Genomic DNA, 14,340 nt, shown 5'->3' with positions numbered 1-14,340 from the left:
TTTATTTAAATTTACTAATAATCGTTTTCCACGTTCATTTTCTCACGAATCTGATCCACAGGCAGCTGAGCATCAAAAAGATTCAGAAATTCCTGAGCTCTTTTTGCAGTATATGAATTAGGATATTTTTTTATAATCCTTTTATATTCATTCCTGTTTTCATCGTATAATTTTCCGTCTGCCGTTTCATACGTTGGGGTATTGTCCATTCCGTACAGATAATCATGCAGATAATTGTTATAATCTTTCTTCACTGTTTTCAAGAGTTGGCTTGCAGGATATTTCTTCATGAAATTTTCCCAAAATATCAGCCTTTCGCCTAATTCTTCCCAACTGATGATTAATCCGGCATCTGCAGCATAATTATTTTTTGCTTCTATCGCCATCTGAGCAATATAGGCATTATAATCCGGAGTTACTTTATTTTTAAATAAGGTAAAATAATGATCAGGTACAGACCAGATTTCGGTGTAGCCTTCGCCTACTTCCCTGAACTCCAACCCTTCTTTCTTAAACTGAGCTGCAAGTTTCTTTATATTTTCCGGAAACTTATAGCTGTCGCTGCCGGAGTCATAATAATTAACATATTTATCCAGAATATCGGTATGCAGCCGGCTCAGTCCTTCAGTATATTTGCTCCTTACTTCAACGTAATCTTCGTATACCTTATTATTCTGTTCCGGACTACCTGCTGATATCTCTTTTTCTGTTTTAGATTGATAATAATGAAGTGCCTTCATATAATCCTCCGTAGAATTTTCTGGAGAATATACTGTATCAATTGGCTTAAACAGGTCTTTTTTTATTTCTGTTTTAGCAATTGAATCATTGGGTATTCTCGGTTCTGATACTTTAGAAGCTTCTTTTTTACAGGAAAAAACAAGTACAGAAAGCATACAAACTGCTAAAGTCTTTTTTACCATCTTTTACAGATCAGCCATTAATCTAACCTCAAATCTTTTCTTACGTCCTCAATTTTTGCCTCTAATGATTTTAATTTGTCTCTAAAATCAGCTTCAGAAGTAACATTATCTTTTACAGAAATATAGAATTTAATTTTCGGTTCTGTTCCTGAAGGTCTTACACAAACCTTGGTTCCGTCCTGCGTATAGTAGATCAGTACATTCGATTTCGGAATGTCATTCATTACTTTGGTTTCGTTCTTTGAAACGGAGAAACTGGTCTGTTCTTTAAAATCCTTCACTTCTTCCACTAATGATCCCGCCAGTTCTTTCGGTGGATTTTCGCGGAAATTTTTCATCATATTCTGAATCTCTTCAGCGCCTTCTTTTCCTTTTCTCACAAGGTTCACCAATCCCTCGTAATACATTCCCAGATCCTGGTAAATCTCGATCATGTATTGGTACATTGTTCTTCCGTTAGCTTTACACCACGCAGCGATTTCACAGGCAACCAGGATACTTCCGCATGAATCTTTATCGCGGACAAAATCTCCGGTCATGAAACCGAAGCTTTCTTCACCACCGCAGATAAATTTTTCTCTTCCTTCTGCTTCGCGAATCATTTTTCCGATCCATTTGAATCCTGTAAGGCCAACTTTGCAGTCAACACCAAACTTTTGGGCAATATCAAAGAAAATATCTGAAGTTACGATCGTTGAGCCAATAAATTCTTTTCCCGTGATTCTATTCTGTTTTCTCCACTCATTTAAAATATAATAAGTAAGGATAGTATTGGTCTGGTTCCCGTTCAGAAGCTGCATTTCACCATCAAGGTTTCTTACGGCAATTCCTAATCTGTCACCATCCGGATCTGTTCCGATAACGATGTCTGCATTGGTAATTCTTGCCAGGTCCATAGCCATTTCCAGTGCTGCAGGTTCTTCAGGATTCGGAGATTCTACCGTGGTAAAATTACCGCTCGGGATCATCTGTTCTTTTACAAGATCCACTTTTTTGAATCCTGCTTTTTCCAAAGCTTTTGGAATCGTTGTATACGTAGTTCCGTGAATAGAAGTAAAAACAATATTTAAATTCTCTTTTCCTACATTCTGATAAGTTGAGTTTTCAATACAGGCATCGATATACACATCATCCTGCTCTTCTCCGATCCATTCGATCAGGTCATCATTTCCGTTGAATTTAATCTCTTCAAATTTCACAGAATATACTTCATTGATGATCGCTTCATCATGTGGCGGAACAATCTGTGCACCATCGTTCCAGTATACCTTATAACCGTTATATTCAGGCGGGTTGTGAGATGCTGTTAATACAATTCCTCCGTTACATTTTTTATCTCTTACAGTAAAAGACAATTCCGGAGTGGGTCTGTGATCTTTAAAAAGAAGTACTTTAATTCCGTTTGCTGTTAAAACATCAGCAACCAGTTTTCCGAATTCTTTTGAATTATGCCGAACGTCATAAGCAATCGCTACTTTAATTTCCTCTCCTTTAAACTGCTGAAGCATATAATTGGCCAATCCCTGTGTAGCCTGACCTAATGTATATTTATTCAAGCGGTTGGTTCCTACTCCCATGACACCTCTCATTCCTCCTGTCCCGAATTCAAGCTCTCTGTAAAAAGAATCTTCCAGATCCGGAGAATTACTGTCAATCAATACCTGTACGGCATCTCTTGTCTCTTTATCGAATGTATCACTTAACCAAAGTTTCGCTTTTTCTAATGTTGTCATATTTGTATTTAGGTTTGGAAGCAGCAAGTCTGAAGATGGAAGAATTCTACGTCCAAGTTCATATTTTCTGCTTTGTTTTATTATTTATCTTTTTTGTTATGAAAGCATATGGGATATTTAAGGAATACTTCCATCTCCTATTACTCTAATTTCTTATTCTCAACACGAGTCGCCTTATCAATTTTAAATGCACGAATCGGGTTATTATAGTAGATAAATTTTGCCGTATTCTGAATATGTCCTTTTAAGGAATCTTTTACATTAACTTCTGCATAGTTTCCGTTTTTAGACTCGATATTCAGGTTATCTATTTTCCAGTAAGGTGCGATCAGACTTGCTGTATCTGAGATCTTTATCACCGCATTTTTGGTAAGTCCCAAAAAGTTGGCTCTACTTCTGTTCTGCATTTCTACTTCTGCTCTTCTCGTGTTCACTGAACCCATAAAAGTAGCATAATTTTTTAAATTAAGCCTAAAATTATCAGTCTTAATTTCGCTTGAAATATTCATTTCTACAGAATCTGCAACTGAAACTTTTTCAAGATTATATTTTGAATAGATGGTCACATTATAGAAATCTACCCCTTTTGTTCCTCTCTTTTCTTTGATAGCAAGTGTCTTGTCTTTAACATCTACATCCAGATTATTGGCGACATTGGGATAGGTCTCAATTTCCACAAAATTCTTAGCTCCTCTGGCATAAAATACACGGAATTTTCCTTCCAGGTCCAAATTCACAAATTCGGAAACATCCACATTTTTTCTTTCAATATTTCCTTTCGGAGAAACTTTTCCACAGGAAACCGCCACTACAAGCAGGGATGTGTATAATATTTTTTTCATATTCAAATTAAAATATTCTATATAAAACCGTAATTATGGCAAGACTTTCTATTCCCATCAGCACATAAAGTACTGATACTCTCCAAATCAGACCTGGTTTTGAGTATGATTTTTTAAATGCATTCCAATAGGTAACTGCCGGAAAGAGAATGAAAAGAACAAATGAAGCCTTGTCTAAAATACCGAAAATCTTCGCTGCGGGTTTCCACAAACCGATAAGACTTACCATATCATTAAACAAAAATATGATTAAAATTCCTAACAGGCTTACTGTTGCAATGATAAAATGCTCAGCAATATTCAATTTTATTCTTTTGAAAATAAACCATGCATTAATGGCCAACATGGGAATAATCACAAAAAGAATTGTTTTGGAATATTTGGAAAAAAAAGTTTTTACTTCTGAAGTTTCAGCCAGCGATTCTGTGGAAGCAAATTTTTCATACCAGTGATACCCTAACACATTGAAACCGAAAAGAATCAGCAGCAGTGAAAGAAAATTATAGTACCTGATTCTTTTCCCCGAAATATATTCCATTGCCGTTTTTCCGGGTTTGAGCAGAATATCTTTTACCGTATTGAAAAATCTTGTTTCGATATGCCAGATCGAGCCCAGGATATCATTTCTGACCAGGGAATGCGGAGTAATTCTTGAGGTATCTGTTTTCTGTCCGCAATGAGAGCAAAACTCACCGGAGATCTTATGACCGCAGTTCAGACAGCTTTGTAGGTTCATTATGAAAATCTGTATATTTATTTTTTCCGGTAAAACCAGGTTTTGGAATTTTTCCCCGTTGACAGCAACAGATAATTCTTATTCAGGTAGGAAATATTCATCACAACAGTATCCGGTTCAGGATATTTCATTTTCAGAATTTTATCTTTCTTCTGATAATTTCCTTCTGTTTCCATTGAGGTAAAGAAGCCATCTTTACGAAAAGTGAGAGTTCCTGTTCCGTATCTGGACTTATTCTTTTTATCTTTCAATGTATCAATTTTTGTCAATACTCCATCATAAATTTCGATGAATTCCCAAGATCCCACAAGCCTTGTCGGCCCACAGGAATAAAACAGAAAAAGAAAAAAGCACACAAAAATAAATGTTACCGGCTGATTATGCTTTTTTATCAATATTATAAATTACATTACAAATATAAATAAAAAAAGGCTTCAGAAACGGCCCTATAACAATGTTTTCTGTAAAACGTTTAATGTCCGGATCTGTTGGTTCTTTACAAAGACGCGCAGTTTTCACTTGTGTCAGGTTTTAATGAAAAATCCCCCGAAGGTTTGACTCTTCAGGGGATTTTATATGCTGATGATTATATACAATGTATTAAATTATTTCATCAATATTATAATTTTTATGTTCCCTGTTGGTTCTGATGATCATTTCGCCTAAGAATCCGGCTATAAAAAGCAGTGTTCCCATAATCATCATCGTCAGAGCGATAAAAAACCAAGGATTATTAGTGATCAGGTGACCGTAAATTCCTCTTGCCACATCAATCAGTTTTGAAATGCCCAGCCAAAGTGCAGAAAGAAAACCGACGATAAACATAACGGTTCCTACCGCCCCAAAGAAATGCATAGGCCTTCCCCCGAAACGGCTTACAAACCAAAGGGTTACCAAATCAAGAAAACCTCTGATAAATCTTTCGGTCCCGAATTTTGAGGTTCCGTAAGGTCTTGCCTGATGCTGTACTTCTTTTTCTGTAATTCTTCTGAATCCTGCATTCGCAGCTAATACAGGAATATAACGGTGCATATCTCCATACACATCGATTGATTTTACCACCTGCTTTTTATATGCTTTCAGCCCGCAGTTGAAGTCGTGAAGATAAACCCCTGATACTTTTCTTGCCGCCGCATTGAAGAGTTTTGACGGAACATTTTTCGTCATTACATTATCAAAACGTTTCTTTTTCCAGCCCGAAACAATATCATAATTGTCTTCAGTCACCATTTTGTAAAGCTCAGGAATCTCTTCCGGAAAATCCTGTAAATCAGCATCCATGGTAATCACCACGTCTCCGTTCGTTCGTTCAAAAGCAGCATGAAGAGCCTGGGACTTTCCATAATTTCTGGAAAATTTTATGGCGTGGATCTGAGGATGCTGAACTTTCATATTCTCGATGATACTCCATGACAGATCCGTACTTCCGTCATCTACAAACCAGATTTCATAGGATAAACTGTTGGAATAACAGACGTTATCAATCCTTGAAAAAAGTTCTTCCAAAGAGTCTTCTTCGTTTAATAACGGAATAACTATAGATAAATTCATTTAATTTTAATAAAAATTATTCTTGTTCTGTTTCCTGGTACACGGTTCTTGTTCTGAAAAACGCTCCAAAAAACACTGACAAAACTACGTAAAATATAAGAATTGCTGCAAAATATCCTGAAAAATGACTGGCCGTAAGCATATCTTTTCCTTTAATGGCTTCGGGAGAAAAGCTTGGAAGCCTTTCTTTGTATTTTTTATCTAATTCGTCGATATCTTTCTGATGTTTCATGATTTTTCTTGCAGACTGATATTCAGTATCCAATTCCGTCTTCTGTCTTTGCACATACTGGTAGTTAAGCAGTTTTTTAGCATCGGGATCTACGAAATTAAGGAACGAGTAAATGCTGAAGATAGAAAGAATACCTCCGATAAACATCGGAACAAATGCCCTTGAGAACGCATCTTTAAAACTTACCACTCTATTTTTGTTCCAGAAAGATTTTACAGACCAAAAGGCACCTCCTGCATATAAAATAGGCAGAACAAATGCGTTGATCTTCAGTGAAATATCAAAATAATTAATTCCCGAGAAAAAGTAATACGCTACAAAAAAGATGATCATTGTAGCGATAAAAAGTATAATTCCTAATGTTGATGGACTTTTCGTCATGTTAGATTTTTTAGAAAAAGTTGAAAAATTATTGCCCTAAATTCCAGCTGTTTAGCTTTGTTACTGCATTTTTTCGACTCATTTTCTTTAATTATGTTTTGAAGTTTATAAATTATTCCTACCTTTGCAACGGCAAGTCCTAAACAACCAGCTCCTGAGAACCCTCCAGGGTGGGAACACAGCAAAGGTAATTGGTCGTAGCGGTGTGATTTAGGTAGCTTGCCATTTTTTTTTGGTTTAAGTTGAAGTAAGGTAATTGGAAGATTATCTTTTTTTGTTTCTATACTTTTCAACATTTCTATTCTAATTTCCAGATTACTCTTCATTTTTATTTAAAATTCAAACTCCTCTCCTAATGTAGGAAGAACAAGTTCTACATTTTTATCAGCAAAATGCTTTAATGCACTTTCATGATTGATCTCAATGGCAGGGAATGTATCGAAGTGGCATCCGATCACTTTCGGAGTCTTCAGTAATTCTGCGGCTGCGAAAGATGCTTTTCTCGGACACATGGTGTAGTGGCTTCCGATGGGAAGGATAGACAGGTCAATATTCCCGAAAAGTCTTGGAAAAAGCTCCATATCAGCCATTACTCCGGTATCTCCAGCCAAATAGATGTTCCTGCCTTCAGGAAGTCTGAAAATATATCCTACAGGAACGCCTCCATAGCTTCCATCCGGAAACGAACTTGTATGGTGGGCCGGTACCATGGAAATTTTAAGATCGTCGATTTTTGCCGACCCTCCTAAGTTCACATCATCTTTATTTTTAGCCGTTTTGAAATATCCACAAACTTCCGGAACTCCAATCACTGTTGCATCAGGATGAAATTGTAAAACCTCTTCCACATCGGCAATATGATCACCGTGAGCATGGGTCAGTAAGATATAATCGATCTTCTGAGCCGATATATCAAACCCGGATTCCGCTTTTTTGTAATTGTAAAAAGGATCACTTAGAATTGTCTTGTCTTTGTAAGTAAACAAAAAACAGTTTTGTCCTAAAAATTGTATTTTCATTTTTAATTGATTTTTTTAATTAATTTTTAAACATTTAAACACAAATAGCTCAAATATTTTTCACGAATAACACTATAAAATATTAGTGAAAATTTGTGTAAACATTGGTGTTATTTGTGTTTATTTAAACGCAAAGAGCGCTAAGATTTTAATAAACTAAATGTTTTTAAATTCGCAAAGGTGTTAACAGAGCAAGGTTTATGTCAGATTATTTCTGTGGAAATTTATCCTCAATCAATCTTAAATTAATTCCGTGTTCTAAATAGGCTTTGCAACCATCGAGAACTGTTGTAAAACCTCCCGTATTGTCGTTAACAGCTTTTAAAAGTTCTTCACCCGTCTGGCTGAATCCGTAGCTTTTAATCACAACAAGAGTTCCCTTCTCCATTTTTTTGAATTCATAATCTACATGTACTGCAGGATTCCCCCACTCTGTTTTTATTAACTGTCCGGGAACAATCTGGTGAACTTTTACCTCAGATTTTACGCCGTACATTTCCCACTCCCAGGTAATGGTTTTGCCTTCCTCTAATTGCCCGGTAGATTTTGTAAACCAGAATTGAGTGGTCACTTCAGGGTTGATAAATGCTTCAAAAACATCTTCAACCGGTTTTCTGATAAGCATTTGAGCTTCAACGTAGGTATCTGAACTCATAGTAATGGTAATTATTTAAAAAAGTTAAGTCCAATTGCTGTAAGAACTGCCATTGTAAATGTAAGAATACCCACCTGTTTTAAAAATGGGTCCAAGTCTTTAGGTTCTTTTACAGACATTATTTTTCTTCTGAGCTTAGCGAATGGAATCAGCAGGATCATAACAATGAAAACGTAATAGTTTTGAGACTGTATGAAACCATTTAATCCTAAAAATATAAGAATTAAGACTAAAGGAAGCTGTAAAAGGACCATTTCATAAATCATTGCATTTTTGAAACCTATCCTTAGTGCAAAGCTGTTTTTCCCCGACAGCCTGTCGCTTTCTATATCTCTCATATTGTTGAGATTAAGAACTGCCATGCTCATCATTCCTATTGCCGTTCCGGGCAACAGCATATCCCAGCTGAAAGTTTTTGTAAACAGAAAATAGCTACCGCAAACTGAAACCAAACCAAAGAATATAAATACGAAAAGGTCTCCCAATCCCATGTATCCATAAGGTTTTTTCCCAACTGTATAGCCAATTGCTGCCAGAATACAGGCTACTCCCAATCCTATGAAAATATAGAATTCATTCATATAATCCGGAATAAAAGCAATATACAACAAGGCGACTGTGGCAACAAAGGATAATGCTGAGAAAAGGATCACGGCATTTTTCATTTGTTTTGCTGTAATTTTTCCGGAAGCTACCGCTCTGGATTCAGCTTCATTTATTCTTTTGGCATCTGTTCCCTTTACACCATCACCATAATCATTGGCATAATTTGATAAGACCTGGTACAGAAGAGTTACCAGAAGTGCCAGAGCAAAAATTTTCCAGTCCCATGTTCCGCCTTCTCCATAAAGTCTCCATTTTGCAATGAAGGCTCCCATTATAATTCCGCTTAAGGAAAGCGGTAAAGTTCTTAGCCTTGCGGCTTTTATCCAATCTGACATAAATATTTAGATGTTAGATATTAGAAGTTAAAAGTAGATTCAGAAAACTGTATAAAGTCTAATATCTAATTTCTAACCTCTAACTTCTTATTTTAAGATATCCACTGATTTTCTCCGAAGTCCGGTTTTCTTTTTTCAAGGAATGCATTTCTCCCTTCCTGAGCTTCTTCCGTCATATAAGCCAAACGGGTCGCTTCTCCTGCAAATACCTGCTGGCCGACCATTCCGTCATCTGTCAGGTTCATTGCAAATTTCAGCATTCTGATGGAAGTCGGGGATTTTGCTAATATTTCCTGAGCCCATTCGTAGGCTGTATCTTCTAATTCTGCATGCGGGATCACGGCATTCACCATTCCCATATCCAAAGCTTCCTGAGCGGAATAATTTCTTCCTAAAAAGAATATTTCACGGGCTTTTTTCTGACCTACCATTTTCGCCAGGTAAGCAGATCCGTATCCTCCGTCGAAACTCGTTACATCGGCATCGGTCTGTTTGAAAATAGCGTGTTCTTTACTAGCTAAAGTAAGATCACACACCACATGAAGCGAATGTCCTCCTCCTACTGCCCATCCGGGAACAACAGCGATCACTACTTTCGGCATGAAACGGATCAGACGCTGCACTTCAAGAATATTCAGGCGGTGTCTTCCGTCTTCACCTACATATCCCTGATGGCCTCTTGCTTTCTGGTCGCCTCCGCTGCAAAAAGCCCAGCCACCGTCTTTGGCACTTGGTCCTTCTCCTGAAAGCAGGACAACTCCTATTGAAGAGTCTTCATAAGCATCATAGAAAGCGTCATACAGTTCTGAAGTTGTTTTGGGTCTGAAGGCATTTCTTACTTCCGGTCTGTTGAAAGCAATTCTTGCTACCCCGTTACATTTTTTATAGGTAATATCTTCGTATTCTTTGGCGGTTTTCCACTCAATCATCTTATAAAAATTTTTCCCAAAGATACGGAATTGCAAAGAATTTTCAGGGTGAAATTTAACGATAATCAAGGTAAAAAATAACGGCATATTTCAGATCAAAAAACAAAAACCGGAACATTTCTGCTCCGGTTTTATGTATGATTCAAGTAAGGAATTATTATTTTGCTTTTGCTTTAAGCTCAGCTTCCTTAGCTTTCAGATCTTTAATTTTATCTGTATTTTTTGTTACGATATAGATCTCTTTCAATGCAGTAAGGGCATCAAGATTTTCCGGTGCAGCTTTGTACCATCCTTCAGCATATGGAAGTGCCTTAGTAAATCTTTCTCTTCTTGCATCGATAAGCTTAGTGGCTTCTTCAGGCTTTTCCTTTCTTGTGGCGTTGATCTGCTCTACAGTTTTTGAATCGTCTCCGATTACTGTATAAACAAGGTTCTGATAAGCGTTATCAAAGTCAGGTTTAACTTCAATAGCTTTCTTGAATGACGCAATTGCATCTTCCACTGTTGCAGGATTTTTAGACTGCATTACTCCAAGATTGTACCAGTTGGTAGCATCGTTAGGGTTTTTAGCCAGCTGTTCTTTAAGTGCTCCGATGAATTTTTCTGTATTCCCGGAATCATAGTAAGCTGTAGCCTGAGCTTCTTTAAGCTTAGCATTGTTTGGGAATTTTGCCAATCCTTTTTCAATAATGACCAATGCTTCATTAGGTTTCTTTGCATTCATAAGCAAAGTCGTTAATGTTTCATACAGTTCCGGCTCAACACTTGGTGTCTGCTCTGTTTTGAAGTCTGAATAATCAGCATTCTTTTTCATAAGATCCCAAGTAGCTTTATCTAAATTCACTACCTGACCAGACTTTTTCTCTTTCGCAGTATACGTTGTCTGAACCCCTGTGAAACCTGAATTTACAAGATCTGTATATATTTTGATGGATTCTGCGCTGTTATTTGCCAAAGCATAGCTCAGCCCTGCATAATACATATATATCTTATCATCCTGGCCATTGGTTTTTAATAAGTTATAAACTTCTAAAAACTTAGGCGCGGCAACGGTATAATTTTTTGCATTATATGCATCCATTGCAGCTTTGTTCGCTTCCTGCAGCTTGGCATTCACATCGCCCTTCTGACCGAAAACGAAAGCAGAAGCTACGATGGCTATACCTAAAATGAGTTTCTTCATAATAACTATATTATATTAATTGTACGTTTTATTCTTCAGAATCAGAATTCTCATTTTCTCCGGCCGGGTTTTCTTTTTCAGCCTGTGGTTCTGTATTGTTTTCCTGGTTATTGGCTACAATTCCTGTTCCTTCTTCATTTTCTTCAGAATCTTCTTCTGCTACCTCTTTATCCATTTCTACTTTTGCAATGGCTGCAATTTCGTCATTTTTCTTAAGGTTGATCATTCTTACTCCCTGGGTATTTCTTCCCATCACTCTCATTTCATCCATATTCATTCTGATGGCAACACCAGACTTATTGATGATCATCAATCCGTCTTCGTCTGTCACGTTCTGAATAGCGATCAGATTTCCTGTTTTTTCGGTAATGTTCAGGGTGATAACTCCTTTTCCTCCTCTGTTGGTGATTCTGTAGTCTTCTACAGCAGTTCTTTTACCGTATCCTTTTTCGGAAACCACAAGAACTGTTTCTTTTTCTACATCATTCACAACAATCATACCAATTGCCTCATCATTATCGTCCATAGTGATACCACGTACCCCAATGGATCCTCTGCCCACTTCTCTTACTTTTTCTTCAGGGAAACGGATACATTTACCGTTTTTGGTGGCAATCATAATCTGAGATGTACCGTTGGTAAGGTATGCACCCAACAACTGGTCATTATCTCTGATCTCGATAGCGTTAACCCCATTAACTCTAGGTCTTGAGTACGCTTCAAGAGATGTCTTCTTAATGGTACCGTTCTTGGTCACCATCACTACGCTCATTTGATTTACGTATTCAGCATCTTTCAGGTTATTGGTTCTGATATATGCTTTGATCTTGTCATCCTGTTCAATGTTGATCAGGTTTTGTACTGCTCTTCCTTTGGATGTTTTTGAACCTTCAGGAATTTCAAATACTCTCAGCCAGTAACATCTTCCTTTTTCTGTGAAGAACAACATATATTGGTGGTTGGTCGCGGAAACAATATATTCAAGGAAATCTTCATCTCTTGTGGTTGCCGCCCTGTTACCTACACCGCCTCTGCTCTGAATTTTGTATTCAGAAAGTGAGGTTCTCTTAACGTATCCTGCGTGTGAAATGGTAAGAACTACCGCTTCGTTCGGGATAATATCCTCGATAGACATTTCTCCTCCTGAGAAGTCAATGGCAGTTCTTCTTTCATCACCATATTTTTCTTTGATTTCAAGCAATTCTTCTTTGATGATCTCAAATCTTCTCGGTTCATTCGCTAAGATATCTTCCAAATTCATGATTTCTTTCATGATCGCGTCATATTCATCACGAATCTTGTCAAGTTCCATTCCTGTAAGACGTGCCAGTCTAAGGTCAAGAATAGCCTGAGCCTGAATTTCAGAAAGTTCGAATGCTTCGATCAGACCTTCTTTTGCAGCCTGAGGATTTGCACTGTGACGTATAATGGAGATCGCTCTGTCTAAGGAATCCTGAGACCCGATCACTTTCATGAAACCTTCCAGGATATGAGCTCTTTCTTTGGCTTTTTTAAGCTCATACTGAGTTCTTCTCACTATCACTTCATGTCTGTGCTCTACGAAATGGTGGATGATATCCTTTAAATTCAGCTGTTCCGGTCTTCCTTTAACCAATGCGATGTTATTAACACTGAAAGAAGTCTGAAGTGCTGTATATTTATATAGTAAGTTTAAAACAACATTAGGGATGGCATCATTTTTCAATTCATAAACGACACGCAGACCGTTTCTGTCCGATTCGTCTCTGATCTCATGAATCCCTACAATTTTATCATCTTTTACCAGTTCCGCTGTTCTGGCAATCATGTCTGCCTTGTTCACCTGGTAAGGAACTTCAGTAACGATAATAGCATTTCTGTTTCCGATTTCTTCGAAATTCACCTTTGCTCTCAGCACTACTCTACCTCTTCCTGTATGGAAAGCGTCTCTCACCCCGTCATAACCATAGATAATTCCTCCTGTAGGAAAATCCGGAGCTGTGATGTGCTGCATTAATTCATCGATGGTGATTTCTCTGTTATCGATATAAGCAGTGATCGCATCAATAGATTCTGAAAGGTTATGCGGCGCCATATTGGTCGCCATACCTACAGCAATACCTGATGTACCGTTTACTAATAGAGTTGGAATTTTCGTAGGCATAACGGTAGGTTCCGTCATACTGTCGTCAAAGTTATTCTGAAAATCAACAGTTTCCTTGTCCAGATCTGAAAGAATCTCATCGGAGATTTTTTTCAGTCTTGCCTCGGTATAACGCATTGCTGCTGGCGGATCTCCGTCCATCGAACCGAAGTTACCCTGTCCATCTACCTGGGGATAACGCAAGCTCCATTCCTGAGCCATTCTCACCATTGCATCATATACTGAGGAATCTCCGTGCGGGTGATATTTACCCAAAACGTCCCCAACGATTCTTGCAGATTTTAAATATTTTCTATTAGAAAAAACCCCTAATCCATACATACCGTAAAGTACTCTTCTATGAACGGGTTTCAGGCCGTCTCTTACGTCCGGCAACGCTCTTGAAACGATAACCGACATCGAATAATCGATATAAGACGATTTCATTTCATCAACAATGTTGATAGGAATCAGTCTTTCTCCTTCTTTTTGCATAAACAAATTTTATTATAATGACAGTCAGACCTTTAGCTGTGCGTCTGAAAATTATTTATTTCCAATTTTTATTAACGGGCTAATTTACGAAATTTTTACCGATTTTTGTGGTAGAATTTATCCACAAAATCTTAAAAATTCATAAAATATGAGCTTATTGAGTATAACTTTCCACTGTACCAAAAACAATATTGAAGAATGGGAAAATTATATTGATGAAACATTGGTGCTGATGGCGGAAAACCTTATGGATGTCAATAAATATATTCTTTCTGAAGTACACAGCGATTATATTGAGGAAGGCAAGAATTATAATCTGCTTCTGATGTTTGACAATGATGACCTGAGGGAAGATTTCATCAAAAGTGAAATGCTGAACATTTCGGAAAGAATTGAGAAAAAATTCGGAACGGAAGTAATGATTTTCAATACATTTCTGAATCCTAAAAAATCGAGATTTTAAATAAAATGAAAAGAGGCTGTCTCAAAAGGGGCAGTCTTTTTTTGTGTCTCAAAGTTTGCGATCTACAATTTTTCAGGTTTAGATTTCCGTTATTTGTTTTTTCAGGAATTTTTTTGATATTTTAGTAAAAAGCAG

General features: G+C 37.2%; 14 protein-coding genes and 1 other RNA gene. 2 read left to right on the top strand and 13 right to left on the bottom strand.

Going from position 1 to position 14,340, the window contains the following annotated elements; all coding sequences use genetic code 11:
- Window positions 1-14: 14 nt before the first annotated feature.
- The 7 genes from J4Q03_RS11720 to J4Q03_RS11690 all read right to left on the bottom strand — a co-directional run bounded on the left by J4Q03_RS11720 (window position 15) and on the right by J4Q03_RS11690 (window position 6,398).
- Window positions 15-923, bottom strand: coding sequence for a hypothetical protein (locus J4Q03_RS11720; RefSeq protein ID WP_426048355.1), 909 nt, complete (start codon window positions 921-923; stop codon window positions 15-17).
- 17 nt (window positions 924-940) lie between these two features.
- On the bottom strand, window positions 941-2,656 hold the full coding sequence (locus J4Q03_RS11715) for a phospho-sugar mutase (protein WP_426048354.1): 1,716 nt from the start codon (window positions 2,654-2,656) through the stop codon (window positions 941-943).
- A 140-nt stretch (window positions 2,657-2,796) separates the two neighbouring features.
- The gene (locus tag J4Q03_RS11710) at window positions 2,797-3,498 is read right to left on the bottom strand and encodes a GIN domain-containing protein (RefSeq protein WP_426048353.1); all 702 of its coding nucleotides are present in this window, start codon (window positions 3,496-3,498) and stop codon (window positions 2,797-2,799) included.
- 7 nt (window positions 3,499-3,505) lie between these two features.
- Window positions 3,506-4,234: a DUF3667 domain-containing protein gene (locus tag J4Q03_RS11705; protein WP_426048352.1), complete on the bottom strand. Its 729-nt coding sequence runs from the start codon at window positions 4,232-4,234 to the stop codon at window positions 3,506-3,508.
- A gap of 17 nt (window positions 4,235-4,251) precedes the next feature.
- Window positions 4,252-4,485, bottom strand: coding sequence for a hypothetical protein (locus J4Q03_RS11700; protein ID WP_426048351.1), 234 nt, complete (start codon window positions 4,483-4,485; stop codon window positions 4,252-4,254).
- 349 nt (window positions 4,486-4,834) lie between these two features.
- Entirely contained in the window at window positions 4,835-5,785 is a 951-nt protein-coding gene (locus J4Q03_RS11695; protein WP_426048350.1) for a glycosyltransferase family 2 protein, read from the bottom strand.
- A gap of 16 nt (window positions 5,786-5,801) precedes the next feature.
- A complete protein-coding gene (locus J4Q03_RS11690; protein ID WP_426048349.1) occupies window positions 5,802-6,398 on the bottom strand; it encodes a DUF4199 domain-containing protein in 597 nt (198 codons plus the stop codon).
- A gap of 130 nt (window positions 6,399-6,528) precedes the next feature.
- On the opposite strand from J4Q03_RS11690, the gene ffs reads away from it, so the two are divergent.
- Window positions 6,529-6,626: signal recognition particle sRNA small type (gene ffs, locus J4Q03_RS11685), an RNA gene on the top strand.
- A 104-nt stretch (window positions 6,627-6,730) separates the two neighbouring features.
- Here the strand turns inward: ffs and J4Q03_RS11680 are convergent.
- The 6 genes from J4Q03_RS11680 to gyrA form a co-directional block, all read right to left on the bottom strand.
- The gene (locus J4Q03_RS11680; protein ID WP_426048348.1) at window positions 6,731-7,417 is read right to left on the bottom strand and encodes a metal-dependent hydrolase; all 687 of its coding nucleotides are present in this window, start codon (window positions 7,415-7,417) and stop codon (window positions 6,731-6,733) included.
- A 208-nt stretch (window positions 7,418-7,625) separates the two neighbouring features.
- Window positions 7,626-8,072 carry an SRPBCC family protein gene (locus J4Q03_RS11675; RefSeq protein WP_426048347.1) on the bottom strand — a complete coding sequence of 149 codons (447 nt, stop codon included), beginning with the start codon at window positions 8,070-8,072 and terminating at the stop codon, window positions 7,626-7,628.
- Window positions 8,073-8,083: 11 nt separating this feature from the next.
- Window positions 8,084-9,013 carry a 1,4-dihydroxy-2-naphthoate octaprenyltransferase gene (gene menA / locus J4Q03_RS11670; protein ID WP_426048346.1) on the bottom strand — a complete coding sequence of 310 codons (930 nt, stop codon included), beginning with the start codon at window positions 9,011-9,013 and terminating at the stop codon, window positions 8,084-8,086.
- A 92-nt stretch (window positions 9,014-9,105) separates the two neighbouring features.
- The gene (locus J4Q03_RS11665) at window positions 9,106-9,942 is read right to left on the bottom strand and encodes a 1,4-dihydroxy-2-naphthoyl-CoA synthase (RefSeq protein WP_040994924.1); all 837 of its coding nucleotides are present in this window, start codon (window positions 9,940-9,942) and stop codon (window positions 9,106-9,108) included.
- A 157-nt stretch (window positions 9,943-10,099) separates the two neighbouring features.
- Entirely contained in the window at window positions 10,100-11,125 is a 1,026-nt protein-coding gene (locus J4Q03_RS11660) for a tetratricopeptide repeat protein (RefSeq protein WP_426048345.1), read from the bottom strand.
- A 28-nt stretch (window positions 11,126-11,153) separates the two neighbouring features.
- Window positions 11,154-13,742: a DNA gyrase subunit A gene (gene gyrA, locus J4Q03_RS11655; protein WP_426048344.1), complete on the bottom strand. Its 2,589-nt coding sequence runs from the start codon at window positions 13,740-13,742 to the stop codon at window positions 11,154-11,156.
- 148 nt (window positions 13,743-13,890) lie between these two features.
- On the opposite strand from gyrA, the gene J4Q03_RS11650 reads away from it, so the two are divergent.
- Window positions 13,891-14,205 (top strand): DUF4286 family protein, encoded by a 315-nt coding sequence (locus J4Q03_RS11650; RefSeq protein ID WP_116012588.1) that lies wholly within the window; start codon window positions 13,891-13,893, stop codon window positions 14,203-14,205.
- The last annotated feature ends 135 nt before the right edge of the window (window positions 14,206-14,340 follow it).

The sequence above is a fragment of the Chryseobacterium sp. NFX27 genome (assembly GCF_049887855.1).
In the GTDB taxonomy this organism is placed as follows: Bacteria; Bacteroidota; Bacteroidia; order Flavobacteriales; family Weeksellaceae; genus Chryseobacterium.
This window is presented reverse-complemented; position numbering and strand designations above follow the sequence as displayed.

Bases quoted from the DNA above. Each gene is read 5' to 3' on its own strand.
- J4Q03_RS11695 (WP_426048350.1), bottom strand. From the start codon at position 5,785: ATGAATTTATCTATAGTTATTCCGTTATTAAACGAAGAAGACTCTTTG.
- J4Q03_RS11710 (WP_426048353.1), bottom strand. From the start codon at position 3,498: ATGAAAAAAATATTATACACATCCCTGCTTGTAGTGGCGGTTTCCTGT.
- J4Q03_RS11705 (WP_426048352.1), bottom strand. From the start codon at position 4,234: ATGAACCTACAAAGCTGTCTGAACTGCGGTCATAAGATCTCCGGTGAG.
- J4Q03_RS11675 (WP_426048347.1), bottom strand. From the start codon at position 8,072: ATGAGTTCAGATACCTACGTTGAAGCTCAAATGCTTATCAGAAAACCG.
- J4Q03_RS11720 (WP_426048355.1), bottom strand. From the start codon at position 923: ATGGTAAAAAAGACTTTAGCAGTTTGTATGCTTTCTGTACTTGTTTTT.
- gyrA (WP_426048344.1), bottom strand. From the start codon at position 13,742: ATGCAAAAAGAAGGAGAAAGACTGATTCCTATCAACATTGTTGATGAA.
- J4Q03_RS11650 (WP_116012588.1), top strand. From the start codon at position 13,891: ATGAGCTTATTGAGTATAACTTTCCACTGTACCAAAAACAATATTGAA.
- J4Q03_RS11715 (WP_426048354.1), bottom strand. From the start codon at position 2,656: ATGACAACATTAGAAAAAGCGAAACTTTGGTTAAGTGATACATTCGAT.
- J4Q03_RS11690 (WP_426048349.1), bottom strand. From the start codon at position 6,398: ATGACGAAAAGTCCATCAACATTAGGAATTATACTTTTTATCGCTACA.
- J4Q03_RS11680 (WP_426048348.1), bottom strand. From the start codon at position 7,417: ATGAAAATACAATTTTTAGGACAAAACTGTTTTTTGTTTACTTACAAA.
- J4Q03_RS11660 (WP_426048345.1), bottom strand. From the start codon at position 11,125: ATGAAGAAACTCATTTTAGGTATAGCCATCGTAGCTTCTGCTTTCGTT.
- menA (WP_426048346.1), bottom strand. From the start codon at position 9,013: ATGTCAGATTGGATAAAAGCCGCAAGGCTAAGAACTTTACCGCTTTCC.
- J4Q03_RS11665 (WP_040994924.1), bottom strand. From the start codon at position 9,942: ATGATTGAGTGGAAAACCGCCAAAGAATACGAAGATATTACCTATAAA.